The organism is Acinetobacter sp. LF10 (assembly GCF_048585715.1).
In the GTDB taxonomy this organism is placed as follows: domain Bacteria; phylum Pseudomonadota; class Gammaproteobacteria; order Pseudomonadales; family Moraxellaceae; genus Acinetobacter.
In genome coordinates this window covers 1,485,568-1,503,248 of record NZ_CP184160.1, presented here as the reverse complement: position 1 = coordinate 1,503,248, position 17,681 = coordinate 1,485,568, and the positions used below count along the sequence as shown (strand labels likewise).

Sequence of the window (17,681 nt, the reverse complement as noted above, 5' to 3'; positions counted from 1 at the left end):
TGGACAATTGATTTTATAGGTAACATGATCAATGGGTATATTTTCATCTAGTTTTTAAAGATAAATAACAAGGTAAAACATGACACATACAGCACAAGCACTCAGTACATCTACACCTTATCGCGTTTCGTTGACGGATTCTTCGGGTCATACTTGGTATGCAGATGAACCTGCAGATAAAGGCGGTCAAGATACAGCACCTAACCCAGTTCAGCTTTTACTGTCGGCTTTAGGTGCATGTACGACCATTACTCTAGAAATGTATGCCAATCATAAAGGGATTAAACTTGAGCATGTGCAGGTCGATTTAGCTTTAAATCGCAATGCTGAACCTGAAGCAGGTCAAAACAATATTGAACGTAAAATTATCTTAAAAGGTGAATTTACCGAAGATCAGCACAAACGATTACTCAAAGTAGCTGAAAGCTGTCCTGTACATAAATTATTAACGTCGAATATTTCAATTCAGAGTGAATTAAATATCGGATGAGAGACCTATTACACTAAATTTCAATTACATCCGTATACCATTCCAATGAGCCACTCATAGAAACCATTATCGCCGAATTCACCATTTCGATGAATTCGGCAGGAATGTATGAATACAAGATTTCCCCATCAAAATAAATCCATAATTCTGGTGGTGGAGTATCGCATCCATCGATAAAACCACTTGTTTCACCTTCACCCAAACTATCAAACATGGTTAAATGAACATGGAAAGCTAAAATTTTCCCTTCTAATTTTAATAATGATTTATTTATATCTAGTTTAAGTCTATTTTGAATTACTTTATCAAAATAGGAACGTAATCGAGATGAATAGTTATCAACTCTCTTTTTATGCTCCTTTATCTTTGAACTTTCGTGGAGAAAACGAATCAAAAAACCATATTCAGCATGTTGCCAAAATCTTTTATCTACGTTCAAATTAAAAAAGTATAAAGATTTGACATTATTTAATATGTCAACAAAAGAATTAAGTTCGAATTCTTTTTCCATCACGATATCCCAATCTATTAAATTTCAATAAAGAAGCACTGATCAGCATAAATGTTTATTAAAAGTAGCGGGAATTGCCCGATTCATAAGTTGTTAACGTCGAATATTTCGATTCAGAGTAAGTTGAGTATAGGTTTAATCTAAGCTGAATATTTGTAAGAACTTTATAGCCAACCCTCATTTCGTGCAACATCTAAAGCATCAGATCGAAGTCGCTCTAATTCCTCATAATTACGATCATCCAATTTTGGTTTTACTTTTTCAAACTTTTCTTTAAGTAAATTCAAACTTCTCATCAGCATTACAAAAATTAGTTTTTGACGACCTAAATCATCTATTGTATTAAATACTCTAGGATCTATCTTTAAACGAAAATCCATACTTCTTTTTTTTACAGAATATTTGACTCGCTCACCAAAATCATTTGGTCCCATCATTACCGTAATACAATCCCAACTATCTAAAGGGAAATCATATGACTTATTTTTTAACTCTTTCTTAAGTATTTCTTCCACATAATTTCGAGCTAATTGTAATCGAGTAAGTTGCTCTTCATTTAATACCTCTTTACTTGATTCACTACTCATCCATATTTGCATATTAAGCCCTTATTGATTCCATTTAATCATCATAAAAAAAGCGCCCTACTCAGGACGCTTTTTTATACCACTTAATTTGATTAAGCAGTCAATTCTTTAACCGCAGTTACAACTGCTTCAGTAGTGATACCGAAGAATTGGAACAAATCTTTTGCTGGAGCAGATTCACCATAAGTAGTCATACCGATCACTTTGCCGTCTAAACCAACAAACTTCCACCAATAATCCACATGAGCAGCTTCAACCGCTACACGCGCACGGATATGTGCAGGTAATACAGCTTCACGATATGCAGCATCTTGCTTCATAAACTCTTCAGCACATGGCATAGACACAACACGCACACCTTCAAGCTGCGCATATGCTTCCATTGCCAATGAAACTTCTGAACCTGTTGCGATGATGATTGCCTTCAATTCACCTTTTTCTTCAGCAAGTACATAACCACCTTTTGCAACGTTTTGAATTTGAGCTTCATTACGTGCTTGGAATGGCAAGTTTTGACGAGAGAAAATTAATGCGGTTGGACCATCTTTACGTTGTAGCGCAGATTTCCAAGAAATTGCAGCTTCAACTGTATCGCATGGACGCCAAGTATTTAAGTTTGGCGTACCGCGTAACGATGCAATTTGTTCGATTGGTTGATGCGTAGGACCATCTTCACCTAAACCGATCGAATCATGTGTATAAACATGAATCACACGTTGCTTCATCAATGCTGACATACGTACAGCATTACGTGCATATTCCATAAACATTAAGAATGTTGCAACGTAAGGAACAAAACCACCGTGTAAAGCTACACCATTTGCGATTGCGGTCATACCGAATTCACGAACGCCGTAATACACGTAGTTACCCGCTGGGTTTTCTTGTACGCCTTGGCAACCTTTCCAAAGTGTTAAGTTAGAGCCAGCCAAGTCAGCAGAACCACCTAATAATTCAGGAAGTAATGGACCGAATGCCTGTAAAGTATTTTGGCTGGCTTTACGAGTTGCAATGGTTTCAGCTTTTGCATTTGTTTCAGCAATAAATGCATCGGCTTGTGCTGCAAATTCAGCAGGTAAATCACCGTTGATACGACGTAACAATTCAGCCGCTTCAGTTGGATATTTTGCTTGGTATTGAGCAAATAATTCATTCCAAGCTGTTTCAGATGTTTGACCTTTTGCTTTTGCATCCCAAGCTGCATAAACATCTTCAGGAATAACAAATGCGTCTTCTTTCCAGCCTAATGCTTCACGTGTTAGAGCGATTTCGTCTTTACCCAACGGCGCACCGTGGCAATCTTCTTTACCTTGTTTGTTTGGTGAACCTAAACCAATAATCGTTTTACAGATAATGATTGTTGGTTTATTGCTTTCTGCTTTCGCTTCAACAGTTGCTTGGCGAATTGCAGCAGCATCATGACCATCTACGCGAAGTACTTGCCAACCATAGGCTTTGAAACGTTGTTCAGTATCATCACTGAACCAACCTTCTACTTCACCGTCGATCGAAATGCCATTGTCATCGTAGTAGGCAATCAGCTTACCAAGACCTAAAGTACCTGCAAGTGAACATACTTCGTGAGAAATACCTTCCATCAGGCAGCCATCACCTAAGAAACAGTAAGTGAAGTGATCAACAACGTTTAAACCATCTTTGTTAAATTGTGCAGCTAAAGTTCTTTCAGCTAAAGCAAAACCAACAGCATTGGCAATACCTTGACCCAATGGACCTGTTGTGGTTTCGATACCAGGTGCATAACCCAATTCTGGATGACCTGGAGTTTTAGAGTGTAATTGACGGAACTGTTTTAAATCTTCAATAGATAATTCATAACCCGTCAAATGCAATAACGCATATTGCAACATTGAGCCATGACCATTCGATAATACGAAACGATCACGGTTCGCCCATTGAGGATTACTTGGGTTATGATTTAAAAATTCGCGCCAAACTACATCAGCGATATCTGCCATCCCCATTGGAGCACCAGGATGCCCTGAGTTTGCTTGTTGCACAGCATCCATAGCCAAGACACGAATTGCATTTGCAATACGACGTTCATTTAAAGGGGTTGTCATAAGTCAGAATCCGATTAAATCAAATAAGATGAGAGAAGATGAGAAATCATCTTTCAAAAACTGCGACTATTGTCTTAAAAAAACAAGATGGGGTAAAGTGCAATACACGATATTTCTTATATTTTGATCATTCAAATACAATTCTTTATATAAATGCTCACCATCTAAACAACCACTAAAATGCATTCACTCCAATATGAAAATTTACAATTCAGAAAAACTTTATTAATTAAAGCATTAATATTAGTTTTACTGATACACATATCAATAAAAACATAATGAAAATGAAATAAATTCATGCATTTTAGTCAGCTTATGCTAGTCCTATCCGCCAAGTCGATGTAACATACTCTGTCTTTTTGAAAATAACCATGATAGGACGTTCATGCGCGAGTATGCTGTTTTTACTTCAGAATCTGTAAGCGAAGGTCATCCAGACAAAATGGCTGACCAAATTAGTGATGCTATTTTAGATGCAATCCTAAAAGAAGACCCGTATGCGCGAGTCGCTTGTGAAACATTAGTAAAAACAGGTGCGGTTGTTCTTGCTGGTGAAATTACAACGACAGCAAATGTCGACTTTGAAGCAATTGTGCGTCAAACCGTAAATGGTATTGGCTACCATCACTCTGATTTAGGTTTCGACGGATCAACTTGTGCCGTCATCAATATGATCGGTAAACAATCTCCAGAGATTGCTCAAGGTGTTGATCGCCAAAAGCCTGAAGATCAAGGTGCTGGCGACCAAGGCTTAATGTTCGGTTATGCAAGCCGTGAAACCGATGTTCTTATGCCTGCTCCTATTTCTTATGCGCATCGCTTAATGGAACGTCAAGCAGAATTACGCCGTTCAGGTGCTTTACCTTGGTTGCGCCCTGATGCAAAAAGCCAAGTAACATTTGCTTATGAAAATGGTATGCCAGTTCGTCTAGATGCAGTTGTTTTATCAACTCAGCATGATCCTGAAATTTCTCAATCTCAGCTAAAAGAAGCAATCATTGAAGAAATCGTAAAACCGATTATTCCTGCCGAAATGTTCCATGCGGGCACTAAATTCCACATCAACCCAACAGGTATGTTTGTAATTGGTGGACCTGTGGGTGATTGTGGTTTAACTGGTCGTAAAATCATCGTAGATACATATGGTGGTATGGCACGTCACGGTGGTGGTGCTTTCTCTGGTAAAGATCCATCGAAAGTTGACCGTTCAGCAGCGTACGCTGGTCGTTATGTGGCAAAAAATATTGTTGCAGCTGGCTTAGCAGACAAATGTGAAATCCAAGTCAGTTATGCAATTGGTGTTGCTGAGCCAACTTCGATTTCGATTAATACATTCAACACAGGCAAAGTATCTGATGAGTTGATTATTCAACTTGTTCGTGAACACTTCGATTTACGCCCATACGGCATTACCCGTATGTTGAATCTGATTCAACCGATGTATAAGCAGACTGCTGCTTATGGTCACTTTGGTCGTGAAGGTTCTGATTCTGCATTTACATGGGAAAAAACCGATAAAGTTGAAATCCTAAAAGATGCTGCGGGACTATAAGTTTATCGCTCATAAAAAAGTTCGCACATTGCGAACTTTTTTATTTGTTATTATTTATTAAATTCAGCACTGTCTTGTTTAAAAATTTCAAATAAAGAACTTGTCTGAGTTGGTTGATCTTCCTCATGATTTAATGAATATACATGTACCATCTTAATTACAAGTACAACTACAAAACACGCAGCCACACAGAACATCCATAAACCATAAGGACTTCTAATATGCTGAGAACCACAATAAGGGCATTCCTTATCTGTTGAAGCGACTACCTTGTCACAACATGCGCAATGATATTGATATAACATCATTCCTCCTTCCACTTACTATTTTTTATTTTCTTTTTACAACAATTTCTTTCGTTGCACTTTTATCCTATGAGAAAAAAAATGAGAATTCAATCTAGTTTTAAAAACAATTCATTCAAATTAACAATTCTCTTAGATACATTGTAAAGGGGATATACAAAGCTAGATTCAACTAACGCTCAGTATTATTTTGATCTTTCACATAATTTGTTAAAATATATCTTTCAAATCATAGATGACATTACTATGGCTCAATTGATCAATAAAGGTGGATTCCGTGAACGAGCTAATCGAAGTCGTTCATATAGACAATCTGAAAATGAAATAACAAATCTTCCTCCTACCCACTATCAACCTCAGAGCAAAGAACAACAAACACTAGACAAAATAGAATCCAAACAAGAGCAAAGTGCTAAAAATGAAACATAAAAAAGTACATCAACTAGGATGTGCTTTTTAAGCGTATCAACAACTAATTAACATCTTTGAATTCAATTTTCTTTTGATCAGGTTGAACTTCTCTCGCTTCGCCATCAATAATAGTTGAGTCACGATATTGACCACCACGTTGTTGTTGATTCTGCATGTCCTGCATTTGACGCATGAGATCAGCAAATGGATTCTGCCCAGCAGCATTACCACCCATTCCACCCATCATTTGATCCATCATCGCCTGTTGACGCTTTGCCATTGATTTCATCAACATATTTCTAAACGCTGTTTGAACAGCAGGAATTAAAACCAATACAGCCAATACATCAGAAATCAAACCAGGAATCATTAACAAGAAACCCGACATTGCAATTGCTAATTTCTTAGTAACTGCAGGATCAGCTCCAAGTTGACCTGTCATCTGCATTTGTTGCAATTGCGGCATGATATTAGATGTACTAGAACGAACGAGATTCAAACCCACGAAAAAAGTTATAATAAACCAAAAGAATACGTACCACATACTCCCAACAAGGTCGCCCACGCCGATCCATACTAATATCTCAGCAATTGCGCCAAACACTACGATAAGAAGTAGATTCATGTCAAAGTTTCGTCTATCTCAAAAATTAGAAAATAAATACAGTGATTATACTTTTGGTCAAAGCCAAAACGAAGAATATTACTGCAATACTATAATTGATGGGTACAAAAGTAGATTTATCAAGGCCTATCTTGCATTTAGATGAGAAAAGCTTTCAAATTGGTAGATACCAACTTGAAAGCAAGAACTTATTTCATCAATTAACCACAATTTGCGCTAAGAATTTTTTTAGATTGCGGATCAATCGTTACCGTCACTCGATTTTCACGGTAATCCATCGTTACTGGCTGATTTGGTCCTACACTACGCACAATTTCGGACTTGGTTTTTTGCTTAATTTGCTGTTCGGTTAAACCAGTCTGCCCTACAAGTTTTTGTGCTTCATCAGCAACACATTTACTTTGATTTGCATGGAAAAATACCCATTCCTCAATCACTTGCCCATTAGGTAATTTACAATATCCAGCCTGACCATTTGCCTCATTACGAATCTCAAGCTGGCCTCCTTGTTCAACGCAGTATTGGCTTGCAGGATTTGCCATACCAATTTTAGGTGGAGTAACATCTTTGCTGGGTGTTGAAGAACAGGCTGTTAATGAAGTAATTGCTAAAGCTAAAAATAGAATTTTTTTCATAATTTGAAATCTTGCAAAAATTTAAAGATAACAAATAAATCAAAATATTATGTCTATTATTTGAAACACAAACCCCAATCTCAGATCAACAATAAATAATAGATGAGCCTATAAGAAACTATCGGTTTTTTGTCATTTGATAGGCTTCCTGAGCAATCGCCAATCCAGCTTTTTTAGCAGCATCAGATTCTTTCGCATCACTCGTTTTCTCTTGTATACTTTCCTTAGATGTATTTGAACGATAGGCTTGCGGAATATTTAGCTTACTTCCTGTTCCACTGCAAGGTTTTGCTTGATAAGTGACAGCACCTTTTATCGTACATTTGTAAATTTCCCCAGCAAAAACCGTATTACAAACCACCATTAAAAATATTAAAACTAAATTTTTTTTCACTTATAAGCTCCCCTAAATTCAAAATTATTGAATAATGATATATTCAACACGAATAGCCTCATCAATCAAATACTGATCCTTAATCACATAGAAATAAGGTTTGTGTTCAAGCCACTCATCGATTTCTAAAATGGCATTTGTATACCCAGTCAGAGCTGAGAAATCTTTTATTTCAATGGCATCCATAGGCTTACTCTTTTTTCTTAAGCCTAGCATAGAGTGAATATTTAGATATAGTTTAAAACTCAATCTTAATAGTCATTTTTATTGCTGTCAGAAGGCTTTGTTGCACAAAGCTATTCTTGAAGGCTTCTTCAGCAATATAATTTCTAGATGAAGAAGCCTGTGACTAAAACCTACCGTACAACTAATGTTTAAATTGGACAGCACCAGATTACTTCACCCTCTGTAGACGACAAAAGCATATTGATATTGCGATAAGCTATCAGAAAAGTCGTGATGGGTTACACCTACTCGTCGACTCTACAGGGTTAAAATTTTTAGGTGAAGGCGAACGTAAGCGTAAGAACCTATCCAATATTAATTTCATTCTTTTTTGGCAATTGGAAAAATAATTTGTTAAATTCTCCCCCATGAGAAAACCATATCCCAGCGACAGGTGCTTATGACACAAAGCACTGCCGACAAGTCATTTTAGATCGAGATGCACATGCAGTCATTCAACCTAGGAAGAATGTAAAGCCTTGGAAAGATAAGAAATTGAGATCTTTAGACAGGAATGAATTATTAACAACAGTCAAACAGCTAGGTAGGTCTCTTTGGAAAAAAATGGTCTGGTTATCATCGTCGAAGTTTAGTGGAAACCAAAATGCATTGCATCAAATTATTAGGTGATAAATTAACAGCAAGGAGTTTTCCTAGTTAGGTGAATGAGATTCATGCACGTGTAGCAGTTTTGAATAAATTCACAGTATTTGGTCGACCTCATACCCAAGTTGTCACTTGAATTTAGCTCAATTACGGTAGCATTGTCTTTCAAACCTTTGTGCAACAAAGCCAATATAAATTATAAAGTTGCAGTAATTCTAGAGTTATTTTTTTATATTAGATAGGACTTACGCACTATAAATTTTCCAACTTTTGTGGCAGCAGATAATTCTTGTCTAAAATAAAACCATCAATGAAGCTCTTGATGATTGGTCTAAATAAACTCTTCTGCCACTGATAAATATTCATAAAAATATCATTCCATTGTATTTGTTGTACCTGCACATAAGCCATTAATGATGCAAAAATATGATTGTGAATGAGCTTCACTCGCCTAACCTGAAATTTTTCAATATGAAATACCTGTTTAATGACTCGGTGATATTGCTCAATCTTCCAATGACTTGCATGTAAATCTTGAAACCGATCTAATGTTAAATACTCATTAGGATCATAAACAATATAAAACCTCTGCTGTTCTTTGAGCTGAGTCTTAAATAATTGTACAAATCCAAAGTCTTTGAGCCACACTGTTTGACCATTTTCAAATGCAGGTAGTTGCATAATCTGATGCCAATTCCCTTTTTCAAGGGATACCTTTCGATTACTGTCGATACCAAACATAAATCGAATACCATGATTTCTTATGGTTTTTAGATTTGAAGTTGAAGCATACCAACTATCGCCTGTGACATAAGAAATGTCTGCGCCCCATTGAAGAACATCATTCAACATGTCGAGAAAGTAGTCATTTTTAGTCTTAACCAGAAAAAACCAACTAAATCCATATGTTGACTATAAGGTTTATCTAATACGGTATCATCTACACTGACAATAAGTTTATTATTATCAATGTATTGCATAGCCTCGTGATATAAATCTTGTGGGCAGTAATTTTCACGCTCCAAGAAACGATTTACACTGTCGTGAGAGATTTGATAGGTATCTGCAAGTTGCGTACAACTTATAGAATGTGGTTCTATCATAAGAAATCCCATATAGATGGGTAAATTACATTCAGCTGTTGAAGCATGTTTAGTTTGTCTGATCACTTTGATGTTATACAGCTTATTTATCATTTTTTTATACTGTCAATGCGTAAGTCCTATTAGAGAAAAACAGCTATAATTCCGAGCAAAATACTAGGTTGAATCTGAGTCATTATATTTTTAAAATAATTCCCTATTTTTTATATGCCTTTTGCATCATGATTACTGAATTACTCTCTCCTGCTGGTTCACTTAAAAATATGCGTTATGCTTTTGCTTATGGTTCAGATGCCGTTTATGCAGGACAACCACGTTACAGTCTCCGTGTTCGTAATAATGAATTTGATCTTGAAAATTTAAAAATTGGAATTGATGAAGCACATGCATTAGGCAAAAAATTCTATATTGTTGCAAATATTCAGCCACATAACAGCAAACTTAAAAATTTTATTCGTGACATTGAGCCAATTATTGCGATGCAACCTGATGCATTAATTATGTCGGATCCAGGCTTAATTATGATGGTTCGCGAACATTTTCCTGACATGCCTATCCACCTTTCGGTACAAGCCAATGCGATTAATTGGGCAACTGTAAAATTCTGGAAAGACTATGGTTTAAGCAGAGTCATTCTTTCTCGTGAACTCGCATTAGAAGAAATTGAAGAAATACAGAAAAATGTACCAGAAATTGAACTCGAAGTTTTTGTACACGGCGCATTATGCATGGCATATTCAGGTCGATGCCTACTTTCTGGATATATGAATAAACGTGATGCTAATCAAGGTGCATGTACCAATGCTTGTCGTTGGGAATATAAAATTCATGAAGCACAAGAAGATGCCAATGGTGACGTGATTCCTGTTCAGCAGATAGAATCATCCAAACAATGCTGTTCCAATAAAGTTCAAGATGACCTAGTTCAAAGTGTTTTAGTACAACGTAATGATGAAGAAATGTTTGCGGCTGAAGAAGATGAACATGGTACTTATTTCATGAACTCTAAGGACTTACGTGCCATTCAACATGTTGATCGTTTGACTCATATGGGAATTGCCTCACTTAAAATTGAAGGACGAACAAAATCCTATTTTTACTGTGCTCGAACAGCTCAAATTTATCGTAAAGCAATTGATGATGCGCTCTCAGGTCAACCTTTTGACTCAAGTCTAATGGATCAACTTGAAGGTCTGGCAAATCGCGGTTACACAGAAGGATTTTTACGTCGCCATGTGCATAGCGATTATCAAAATTATGAGGATGGTTCATCACATTTCGACTATCAACAGTTTTGTGGTGAGATAATTGAGCGCAATGGAGACTATGTTCAAGTCGAAGTTAAAAATCGGTTTTTAGTTGGCGATACACTTGAGCTCATGACTCCCAAAGGTAATCTTGTCTTCACACTGACTGAAATGCGTGATTTAAAAGGTCATCCGATCGAAAATGCCAAAGGTTCTGGACATATTGTGGAAATCCCACTTTCAGCAGATATCGATATTGATTATGCCTTATTAATCCGTAATCTTCCACACGCCAAAACGCAGTTAAAAACTGATGCACTTGCATATTCGGCAGATTAAATATGGCGCTATTCATTACCACAGCATGTATCAACTGTGATATGTGCTTGCCAGAATGTCCTAATCAAGCGATTTATGAAGGTGCAAAAATCTACGAAATTGACCCACAACGTTGCACTGAATGTGTCGGTTTCTACGAAGCACCCACATGTATTGCAGTTTGCCCTATTGATTGTATTAAACCTGATCCTTTACATATAGAGAGCAAGGATCAACTGCAAATTAAATTTAATAGCTTAAATTTATTAGGTCATTAGAGGCTTACACAATATAAGTGAATCACTCAATCGCATATCAATCATCGATTATCATCTCTAAAAAGAAAGCAATATTTACGGACATAGGCAAAACACTGGCATTAAAATTGCTAATTAGTATTACGTTTTTAACAAATAGTATTACTACAGGTGTTTGCCTATGCACCATTCATCCGCTTCAAGTAAGAACACGCTTTTCTTAAGTTTAGGATCTTTTTTAATTCCTTTACTGATTTGGAGCTGTGTCAGTTATTTACCTTTTATTTGGCATCCTCAAGTACAAATTACAAATTCAGGTGATGTGTCCTATTTACAAGTGGGAACTCGCTTAGCAAAAGATGCTTATTATGCTGAAGCGCAAAATATCGTTGATCAAGGGAAAAGTCCTCCTACAGGCATCTTAGTCAATCCGATCTATTTACCTGCACCACATGAAGTCGCAAAAGCACTGTTTACTTCATTCACGACACCACCACAGCAGGCCGACTCTCCGTGGTTACATCAAAGCCTGTGGCATAGTATTAAAATTGTATTTACGGCTTTCTTTATATCGTCTTTGCTGGGTGTACCGCTTGGAATTTTATGTGGTTTTTCAAAGACTATCTCAAGGTTAACAGAGCCTTTTGTCGAGTTCTTCCGTTATTTACCCGCACCTGCCTTTGGTGCATTGGCCGTTGCTATATTAGGTATCAATGATGCACCTAAAATTGCCATTATCGTAATTGGTACGTTGTTCCAACAAATCTTAATTATCGCAAATACAACGCGAATGGTGGATCGAGGTCTCATAGAAGCCGGTTATACATTGGGTACCAATAAGGTTAAAAGCTTATTCCATGTGGTTATCCCCGCAGCACTTCCTGATATATATCGAGATCAGCGTGTTCTACTTGGGTGGGCTTGGACTTATTTAATTGTATCGGAATTAATTGGTGCAACTTCAGGAATCACATGGTTTATCACTCAACAAGCTCGCTATCAAAACTTTGATAACGTCTATGCAGCAATTCTCATCATTGGGGTGATTGGCATCATTTGTGATTTGATTTTAATGAAACTCGGCACACGTCTATTTAAGTGGAAAAAAGGAGTATGAATATGGATGAAATTTTTGATTCAAAAAGCTACTTCGACACTATATATGCTCGACCTGTCATGCTTGAAACCAGAAATTTAAGCCAAATTTTTAAGCATGGAAAAACTGAACGTGTAGTTTTAAATAACATTAATTTAAGCATTCACAAACGTGAATTTATTTGTGTCATCGGGCCGTCAGGTTGCGGTAAATCAACTTTAAGTCGTGTCGTAGCGGGTTTGGATGATTTTCACAGTGGTGAAGTACTGGTTGAAGGTCAAAAAATTCAAGGACCGAGTTCAGAACGCGGCATGGTGTTCCAAGGTTATACCCTTTTCCCATGGAAAACCGTCAAAGAAAATGTGATGTTTGGTCCTTTAATGAAAGGCGTGAGTCCGACTCGTTCTGAGGAAATGGCGCGTGAATGGATCAATATTATTGGTTTAGAAAAATACGAAAATCAGTTTCCGCATGAGCTATCTGGGGGTATGAAGCAACGTGTGGCAATTGCCAGAGCTTTGGTCAATGAACCGAAAATTTTATTAATGGATGAGCCCTTCGGTGCTTTAGACCCTTATACCAGACAAAAAATGCAAACACATCTGATGGATTTATGGCAAAACATCGACATCACGATTATGTTTGTCACACACGATATGGATGAAGCTATTTTATTGGCAGATCGTATTGTGGCTTTAAAAGCAAATCCAGGTGAAATCAAAGAAATTATTGAAGTGAATTTACCACGCCCACGATCATTAGATTTAATTCACTCCCCTGAATTTAAACAATTACGTCAGCAAGTAGATCAACTCGTCCATGCGCAAGAAGAAGACATTGATCCTGCTTTAGAGGATCTGCCAAAAATTCCTCGTATGACCAAAATCAGTACATAGAAATAAAAATAGCAATTGGGACGACCCAACTTGCTTCATTTATTGTTGGACGACCAGCCTATGGTGAACCTTATGAGTCAATCTCATGATGCTTATGCGCTGCCACTGATTGATATTTCACTGCTTGCAAGTGATCGCTTACAAGATCGAATCAAAGTTGTCACAGCACTTGATCAAGCCTGTAAAGATATTGGTTTCTTATATATTCGAGGAGATCAATTTCAACCTGAATTATTCCATCAATTGAAACAGATCGCACAAAGTTATTTTGCTCAAGATGAAGAAACCAAAATGCGCCATTATATTGGTCTTTCTAAGAATCATAGTGGCTATGTTCCTATCGGTGAAGAACAATTCAAGGCAAATGTTTACGATTTAAAAGAATCCTATGATGTGAATTATGATTATTCAGATCCATCAGATAGAAGACCATTATTAGGTCCTACTTTATGGCCTGACCACCCTCAGTTTAAAGCTATAGTTTTAAATTATTATCAGCATATTCGAACAATAGGTCAGCAGTTATTTAAGGCTTTCGCTTTAGCCTTAGAGCGAGATGAAGACTTTTTTGAACAACATACACAACATGCGCCAAGCCAATTAAGACTGATTCATTATCCCTACAATCCAGCAGCAGAAGATCAATTTGGAATAGGTGCACACACAGATTATGAATGCTTCACCCTGCTCTTTCCGACTACTGAAGGACTGCAAGTCCTCAATAAACAAGGAAAATGGATTGATATTCCACTGATAGAAAATACCATGGTGATGAATATCGGTGACATGATGGAAATTTTGTCGAATGGCCGTTATTTAGCAACAAAACATCGGGTTAAACGAGTTCAACAAGAACGTTATTCTTTTCCTTTATTCTTCTCATGTGATTACGACTACATCATTCAACCAGTCATAGAGAATGAAGCACCTCAGTACTCCGCCATGAAAGGTGGTGAACATTTGTTTAATCAAACTGCTCAAACATTCATGTATCTGAAAAAAAGAATCGAAACAGGTGAACTTGTTTTAGAAAATGCTCGTCCACTCTACTCCTTCGGTATGCAAGAAAAAGGAGAAACACAATGAATCTAGAGCAACTTTTAGAACAATTACAAACCACTACTTTAAGCGATATAGAATTACCTCAATACTTAATGGGAAGTTTTAGACGAAAAAGTATTACTTTTTTCAATGGGATGACGGATGAAAAGACCATTGTTTATTGGTTTCAGTCCAAGTCTTTTAGCATCGATTCAAGGCTGGTTGATGGCAACAATACTTCTATATATCAACGTCAAGGATGGATTGGCGACACCATATGGGATGCGAAAACTGAACTTTTGTCATGGCATATCAAACACAATTATCAAAATCATGTGCAGTGGCCAGAGCCCGCAAAACTTTATCAGATTGGAAATAGCATTTTAGAATTTTCGCCCTCGAATGCTTATGTCGAAGATTGGCGTCAACAAGCTAAAAAAGGTTTGTTTCTCGGACTCAGATTATTTCAAATGAAACATTTAGCAAGCCAAGAAATAATCACGATGGATGGTGGTTTAATTATTACAGATCAACATATTGCCTATGCGCAATCTCGTCTGCCACACCATCAGCAGCAGATTGGAAATGTAGCTTCGCTCTATGATTTGCAGGGTACAAACAGCTCCATTGAAAACTATGAAGTCTCAATTGCCTTAACTAATGCAACTATTCATTTTAGAACCTATCCAGAATATTTTCTATGCAAAAGTAGCCTTAAAAAGGCTAAATTAATGAACTGCAGGCTCGTATTTAGGTGCTTTTCACAGTTTTTCCAAAGCCTTCTACATTTTTCTAACCAAGCAAATGATCTTTCCACAACCCAGCGTTGTGGTATGACTGCAAATTTATGTAATTCACTTCGTTTAGCAACTTCAACTCGCGCTCTGATTAAATCATTAACAGCCAAAGAAAAGGGTTCGCCTGTATAACCACCATCAACAAGTACAACCTCTACATTTTGTAAGGTGTCTCTATGTAAAGTTATGGCATCTAATGCACCTTGACGATCTGTTTTATCTGCTGTCGTAATAAATATTCCATGAGGCAGACCTTGAGTATCAACAATGATATGTCTTTTAATCCCTGAAACTCTTTTACCAGCGTCATAGCCTTTATTACGTGCGGTATCTGTGTTTTTTACACTTTGTGAATCAATGATGATAAAGCTCGTTTGTTCTTTCCGTCCATTGTTGATACGGGCCTCGCCAACCACATTTTTTTAAAGCCTGCTCAAGTATGCTAGGTTCAGTTTCTGATGGTTTTCTATTCCAAATCGAGAAGTAATAATGCACAGTGCTTTTAGGTGGAAAGTCTCGAGGAAGCATACTCCATTGACATCCACTTTTTAGAATATAGAGCAAGGCGCAAAACACTTCATAGACATCAACGACTCTTGGACGTGTTTGTTTTCTTCCGCTCAATAGTAACGGTTCAATTTCTTTAAAGGCTTCTCGACTAATGTCGCTGGGATATGGTTTTCTCATGGGGGAGAATTTAACAAATTATTTTTCCAATTGCCAAAAAAGAATGAAATTAATATTGGATAGGTTCTTAGTACTCAGACAGACAAAATTGATCAGCTCATTGCATTGGATCATTTTGAAATAATGGATAGCAATACCATTTCACAGCTCAAAGTGATTGATGGTGAGGAATATCAACTTTATTTCACTATTGATGTCTATCAACCACATTTTGAATTTAGTCACTCAAGTTCAACTACTTCTGAGTCAAAACAATGGTTCGATCAGGAGAAGGATCATTTGTTGAAAAATTCAATTCATGTTCTCTAACTTTAAATAGGCGATCTATGTCCTATCTCTTTTTGGCCATTGCAATTATTGCTGAAGTAATTGCGACTTCAGCTTTGAAAGCTTCACAAGGTTTTAGCGTGTTGATGCCTTCTATAATTACGATATTAGGTTATGCAGTCGCCTTATTTTTCTTATCACTTACACTTAAAACTATACCTTTTGGTATCGCTTATGCGATTTGGTCTGGTGCAGGTATTGTGCTAATTTCAACGATTGGTTGGATTTTCTTTAAACAACATTTGGATTTAGCCGCAATCATTAGGCTTGGGCTGATGCTGGCTGGAATTATTGTAATCAACGTTTTCTCCAACAGCACCCATATTTAACACCTTAAAAAAACCGTTCATTTTTGAACGGTTTTTGCATTTTCGAAATCTATTATTTCAGTTCATTGAGCAGCGCAGGATAGATCAAACCATCAACATCCACTTCGCTTTTATAAATACCATTACTGACGTTAAATTTATTGACATGATAAGTTGATCCATAAATTGAATCAAAACCATCACCTTTTACAAACACCTTTTTATTGGCAGCAACATCTAATAAATGAGTACCATCAATAAATTGCTCATATTGTTTTGGATCAACACCAACGCGATTTGCCATGATTTTTACAGCAGCATCATGTGTAGCAGGGTCTTGAATATATTTTACGGTTTTATCCCAAACTTGGATGAGTTTCTTCCATTCATCTTTATGCATAGACAAGTGACTGGTATTGACCGCTAAAGTGTCATAAATCAAACCAGGTTTATCTTTTGAGGTATAAATAATTTTTGAACCTGCGACAGCTTTAAGTGCTTGATTGGCCACTGGCTGCCAAACTGCAATTGCTGCTATATCTTTACTCGCAAAAACTTGAGGTAACTCATTGGTCACTGAATTTACTAATTTCACATCAGTTGATGGAATTTTTGCATCATTTAAAGCTGTTGCCAATAATAAATGATCAACCAAACCCTTTTCAGTAGCAACCGATTTTCCTTTTAAATCATTGATGCTATTAATGCCCTCTTTAGCAATAATCACATCATTACCCGCAGAATAATCCGTCACCATAATGATCATGCCTTTGGTACCACCTGATGCATTGACAAGATTATCACCATTGGTGACTAACACGGCATCGAGTTGATTTGCAGCAAAAGCGGAAAGCGAAGCCGAATAATCAAACCATTTAAACTCTACATTTAAGCCTGCATCTTTTAACCAACCTTTTTCAATCGCGACTTGCCATGCCACAAAACCCGGCCAATCACTATACCCAATCGTAATCGGTGTGGCTGTATTTGAACTTTTTGTTTCAGTTGATTTATCTGTCGTTGGTACCTTGGCAGAATTGTCACATCCCACCACAGACATTGCTAAAAGAATTGAAACTGATAAAGAAGATATTGTACGCTTCATTGTATAACCCCCTATTTGACGTTCAGAAAAGTTTTAAATTTCCATTGATAAATCTGTGTACAAATCAACTCATCTGG

At 36.9% G+C, this 17,681-nt stretch carries 20 protein-coding genes and 4 pseudogenes; 13 read left to right on the top strand and 11 right to left on the bottom strand.

From position 1 onward, the window contains the following. Positions 1–79: 79 nt before the first annotated feature. On the top strand, positions 80–490 hold the full coding sequence (locus ACN19N_RS07215) for an OsmC family protein (RefSeq protein WP_420002291.1): 411 nt from the start codon (positions 80–82) through the stop codon (positions 488–490). A 13-nt stretch (positions 491–503) separates the two neighbouring features. On the opposite strand, the gene ACN19N_RS07210 is transcribed toward ACN19N_RS07215, so the two are convergent. Beyond that, positions 504–1,001, bottom strand: coding sequence for a hypothetical protein (locus ACN19N_RS07210; RefSeq protein ID WP_046738272.1), 498 nt, complete (start codon positions 999–1,001; stop codon positions 504–506). Between the two features lie 40 nt (positions 1,002–1,041). On the opposite strand from ACN19N_RS07210, the pseudogene ACN19N_RS07205 reads away from it, so the two are divergent. Continuing rightward, positions 1,042–1,145 (top strand): annotated as a pseudogene (locus tag ACN19N_RS07205) (OsmC family peroxiredoxin); the annotation flags it as partial. A 20-nt stretch (positions 1,146–1,165) separates the two neighbouring features. Here ACN19N_RS07205 and ACN19N_RS07200 read toward each other — a convergent pair. Continuing rightward, a complete protein-coding gene (locus ACN19N_RS07200; protein WP_420002290.1) occupies positions 1,166–1,588 on the bottom strand; it encodes a hypothetical protein in 423 nt (140 codons plus the stop codon). 92 nt (positions 1,589–1,680) lie between these two features. Continuing rightward, the gene (gene tkt, locus ACN19N_RS07195; protein WP_420002289.1) at positions 1,681–3,669 is read right to left on the bottom strand and encodes a transketolase; all 1,989 of its coding nucleotides are present in this window, start codon (positions 3,667–3,669) and stop codon (positions 1,681–1,683) included. 385 nt (positions 3,670–4,054) lie between these two features. Between tkt and metK the strand changes: the two genes are divergently transcribed. Then, a complete protein-coding gene (gene metK / locus ACN19N_RS07190; RefSeq protein ID WP_269239520.1) occupies positions 4,055–5,221 on the top strand; it encodes a methionine adenosyltransferase in 1,167 nt (388 codons plus the stop codon). A gap of 50 nt (positions 5,222–5,271) precedes the next feature. Here the strand turns inward: metK and ACN19N_RS07185 are convergent, their stop codons facing one another. Then, positions 5,272–5,529 (bottom strand): hypothetical protein, encoded by a 258-nt coding sequence (locus ACN19N_RS07185; RefSeq protein WP_269230207.1) that lies wholly within the window; start codon positions 5,527–5,529, stop codon positions 5,272–5,274. Positions 5,530–5,772: 243 nt separating this feature from the next. Here ACN19N_RS07185 and ACN19N_RS07180 point away from each other — a divergent pair, with 243 nt between their 5' ends. Next, positions 5,773–5,955 carry a hypothetical protein gene (locus ACN19N_RS07180; protein WP_269230206.1) on the top strand — a complete coding sequence of 61 codons (183 nt, stop codon included), beginning with the start codon at positions 5,773–5,775 and terminating at the stop codon, positions 5,953–5,955. Between the two features lie 43 nt (positions 5,956–5,998). Here ACN19N_RS07180 and ACN19N_RS07175 read toward each other — a convergent pair whose 3' ends face one another. From ACN19N_RS07175 to ACN19N_RS07160, 4 genes are all read right to left on the bottom strand, one after another. Continuing rightward, a complete protein-coding gene (locus ACN19N_RS07175; RefSeq protein ID WP_420002288.1) occupies positions 5,999–6,562 on the bottom strand; it encodes an FxsA family protein in 564 nt (187 codons plus the stop codon). A 200-nt stretch (positions 6,563–6,762) separates the two neighbouring features. After that, positions 6,763–7,197: a DUF333 domain-containing protein gene (locus tag ACN19N_RS07170; RefSeq protein WP_269239517.1), complete on the bottom strand. Its 435-nt coding sequence runs from the start codon at positions 7,195–7,197 to the stop codon at positions 6,763–6,765. Positions 7,198–7,315: 118 nt separating this feature from the next. Then, the gene (locus ACN19N_RS07165) at positions 7,316–7,591 is read right to left on the bottom strand and encodes a hypothetical protein (RefSeq protein ID WP_269239516.1); all 276 of its coding nucleotides are present in this window, start codon (positions 7,589–7,591) and stop codon (positions 7,316–7,318) included. A gap of 24 nt (positions 7,592–7,615) precedes the next feature. Continuing rightward, positions 7,616–7,777 (bottom strand): hypothetical protein, encoded by a 162-nt coding sequence (locus tag ACN19N_RS07160; RefSeq protein ID WP_269239515.1) that lies wholly within the window; start codon positions 7,775–7,777, stop codon positions 7,616–7,618. Positions 7,778–7,965: 188 nt separating this feature from the next. On the opposite strand from ACN19N_RS07160, the pseudogene ACN19N_RS07155 reads away from it, so the two are divergent. Continuing rightward, positions 7,966–8,558, top strand: a pseudogene (locus ACN19N_RS07155) (transposase); the annotation flags it as partial. A 116-nt stretch (positions 8,559–8,674) separates the two neighbouring features. Here the strand turns inward: ACN19N_RS07155 and ACN19N_RS07150 are convergent. Then, positions 8,675–9,591 (bottom strand): annotated as a pseudogene (locus ACN19N_RS07150) (transposase). Positions 9,592–9,746: 155 nt separating this feature from the next. Here ACN19N_RS07150 and yegQ point away from each other — a divergent pair. The 6 genes and pseudogenes from yegQ to ACN19N_RS07120 all read left to right on the top strand — a co-directional run. Next, positions 9,747–11,111, top strand: a complete 1,365-nt coding sequence (gene yegQ, locus ACN19N_RS07145) for a tRNA 5-hydroxyuridine modification protein YegQ (RefSeq protein ID WP_269239514.1) — start codon at positions 9,747–9,749, stop codon at positions 11,109–11,111. A gap of 2 nt (positions 11,112–11,113) precedes the next feature. Continuing rightward, complete coding sequence (locus tag ACN19N_RS07140) at positions 11,114–11,368, top strand: YfhL family 4Fe-4S dicluster ferredoxin (protein WP_269239513.1); 255 nt, start codon at positions 11,114–11,116, stop codon at positions 11,366–11,368. 160 nt (positions 11,369–11,528) lie between these two features. Next, entirely contained in the window at positions 11,529–12,464 is a 936-nt protein-coding gene (locus ACN19N_RS07135; protein ID WP_269239512.1) for an ABC transporter permease, read from the top strand. Then, complete coding sequence (locus tag ACN19N_RS07130; RefSeq protein ID WP_269239511.1) at positions 12,461–13,339, top strand: ABC transporter ATP-binding protein; 879 nt, start codon at positions 12,461–12,463, stop codon at positions 13,337–13,339. Before ACN19N_RS07135 ends, ACN19N_RS07130 begins: the two co-directional genes overlap by 4 nt. A 60-nt stretch (positions 13,340–13,399) precedes the next feature. Beyond that, a complete protein-coding gene (locus tag ACN19N_RS07125) occupies positions 13,400–14,425 on the top strand; it encodes an isopenicillin N synthase family dioxygenase (RefSeq protein WP_269239510.1) in 1,026 nt (341 codons plus the stop codon). After that, positions 14,422–15,063: pseudogene (locus ACN19N_RS07120) on the top strand (hypothetical protein); the annotation flags it as partial. The gene ACN19N_RS07125 and the pseudogene ACN19N_RS07120, both read left to right, overlap by 4 nt. On the opposite strand, the gene ACN19N_RS07115 reads toward ACN19N_RS07120, so the two are convergent. Beyond that, a protein-coding gene (locus tag ACN19N_RS07115) for an IS5 family transposase (protein ID WP_269228195.1) occupies positions 15,063–15,864 on the bottom strand; the annotation gives its coding sequence in 2 pieces (ribosomal slippage) (positions 15,063–15,599 and positions 15,601–15,864; 801 coding nt in all). The pseudogene ACN19N_RS07120 and the gene ACN19N_RS07115 overlap by 1 nt on opposite strands. A 123-nt stretch (positions 15,865–15,987) precedes the next feature. Between ACN19N_RS07115 and ACN19N_RS07110 the strand changes: the two genes are divergently transcribed. Continuing rightward, positions 15,988–16,173: a hypothetical protein gene (locus ACN19N_RS07110; RefSeq protein ID WP_420002287.1), complete on the top strand. Its 186-nt coding sequence runs from the start codon at positions 15,988–15,990 to the stop codon at positions 16,171–16,173. A gap of 17 nt (positions 16,174–16,190) precedes the next feature. Beyond that, positions 16,191–16,520 carry an SMR family transporter gene (locus ACN19N_RS07105; protein WP_420002286.1) on the top strand — a complete coding sequence of 110 codons (330 nt, stop codon included), beginning with the start codon at positions 16,191–16,193 and terminating at the stop codon, positions 16,518–16,520. Between the two features lie 52 nt (positions 16,521–16,572). On the opposite strand, the gene ACN19N_RS07100 is transcribed toward ACN19N_RS07105, so the two are convergent. After that, the gene (locus tag ACN19N_RS07100) at positions 16,573–17,604 is read right to left on the bottom strand and encodes an ABC transporter substrate-binding protein (protein WP_420002285.1); all 1,032 of its coding nucleotides are present in this window, start codon (positions 17,602–17,604) and stop codon (positions 16,573–16,575) included. Positions 17,605–17,681: the final 77 nt, after the last annotated feature.

What these genes read in the sequence shown, in the direction of transcription:
- ACN19N_RS07185 (WP_269230207.1), bottom strand. Translation starts at nt 5,529, where the DNA reads ATGATGTTATATCAATATCATTGCGCATGTTGTGACAAGGTAGTCGCT.
- ACN19N_RS07125 (WP_269239510.1), top strand. Translation starts at nt 13,400, where the DNA reads ATGGTGAACCTTATGAGTCAATCTCATGATGCTTATGCGCTGCCACTG.
- ACN19N_RS07135 (WP_269239512.1), top strand. Translation starts at nt 11,529, where the DNA reads ATGCACCATTCATCCGCTTCAAGTAAGAACACGCTTTTCTTAAGTTTA.
- ACN19N_RS07160 (WP_269239515.1), bottom strand. Translation starts at nt 7,777, where the DNA reads ATGGATGCCATTGAAATAAAAGATTTCTCAGCTCTGACTGGGTATACA.
- tkt (WP_420002289.1), bottom strand. Translation starts at nt 3,669, where the DNA reads ATGACAACCCCTTTAAATGAACGTCGTATTGCAAATGCAATTCGTGTC.
- ACN19N_RS07130 (WP_269239511.1), top strand. Translation starts at nt 12,461, where the DNA reads ATGAATATGGATGAAATTTTTGATTCAAAAAGCTACTTCGACACTATA.
- ACN19N_RS07100 (WP_420002285.1), bottom strand. Translation starts at nt 17,604, where the DNA reads ATGAAGCGTACAATATCTTCTTTATCAGTTTCAATTCTTTTAGCAATG.
- ACN19N_RS07210 (WP_046738272.1), bottom strand. Translation starts at nt 1,001, where the DNA reads ATGGAAAAAGAATTCGAACTTAATTCTTTTGTTGACATATTAAATAAT.
- ACN19N_RS07215 (WP_420002291.1), top strand. Translation starts at nt 80, where the DNA reads ATGACACATACAGCACAAGCACTCAGTACATCTACACCTTATCGCGTT.
- ACN19N_RS07105 (WP_420002286.1), top strand. Translation starts at nt 16,191, where the DNA reads ATGTCCTATCTCTTTTTGGCCATTGCAATTATTGCTGAAGTAATTGCG.
- ACN19N_RS07170 (WP_269239517.1), bottom strand. Translation starts at nt 7,197, where the DNA reads ATGAAAAAAATTCTATTTTTAGCTTTAGCAATTACTTCATTAACAGCC.
- ACN19N_RS07175 (WP_420002288.1), bottom strand. Translation starts at nt 6,562, where the DNA reads ATGAATCTACTTCTTATCGTAGTGTTTGGCGCAATTGCTGAGATATTA.
- ACN19N_RS07180 (WP_269230206.1), top strand. Translation starts at nt 5,773, where the DNA reads ATGGCTCAATTGATCAATAAAGGTGGATTCCGTGAACGAGCTAATCGA.
- ACN19N_RS07110 (WP_420002287.1), top strand. Translation starts at nt 15,988, where the DNA reads ATGGATAGCAATACCATTTCACAGCTCAAAGTGATTGATGGTGAGGAA.
- metK (WP_269239520.1), top strand. Translation starts at nt 4,055, where the DNA reads ATGCGCGAGTATGCTGTTTTTACTTCAGAATCTGTAAGCGAAGGTCAT.
- ACN19N_RS07200 (WP_420002290.1), bottom strand. Translation starts at nt 1,588, where the DNA reads ATGAGTAGTGAATCAAGTAAAGAGGTATTAAATGAAGAGCAACTTACT.
- yegQ (WP_269239514.1), top strand. Translation starts at nt 9,747, where the DNA reads ATGATTACTGAATTACTCTCTCCTGCTGGTTCACTTAAAAATATGCGT.
- ACN19N_RS07140 (WP_269239513.1), top strand. Translation starts at nt 11,114, where the DNA reads ATGGCGCTATTCATTACCACAGCATGTATCAACTGTGATATGTGCTTG.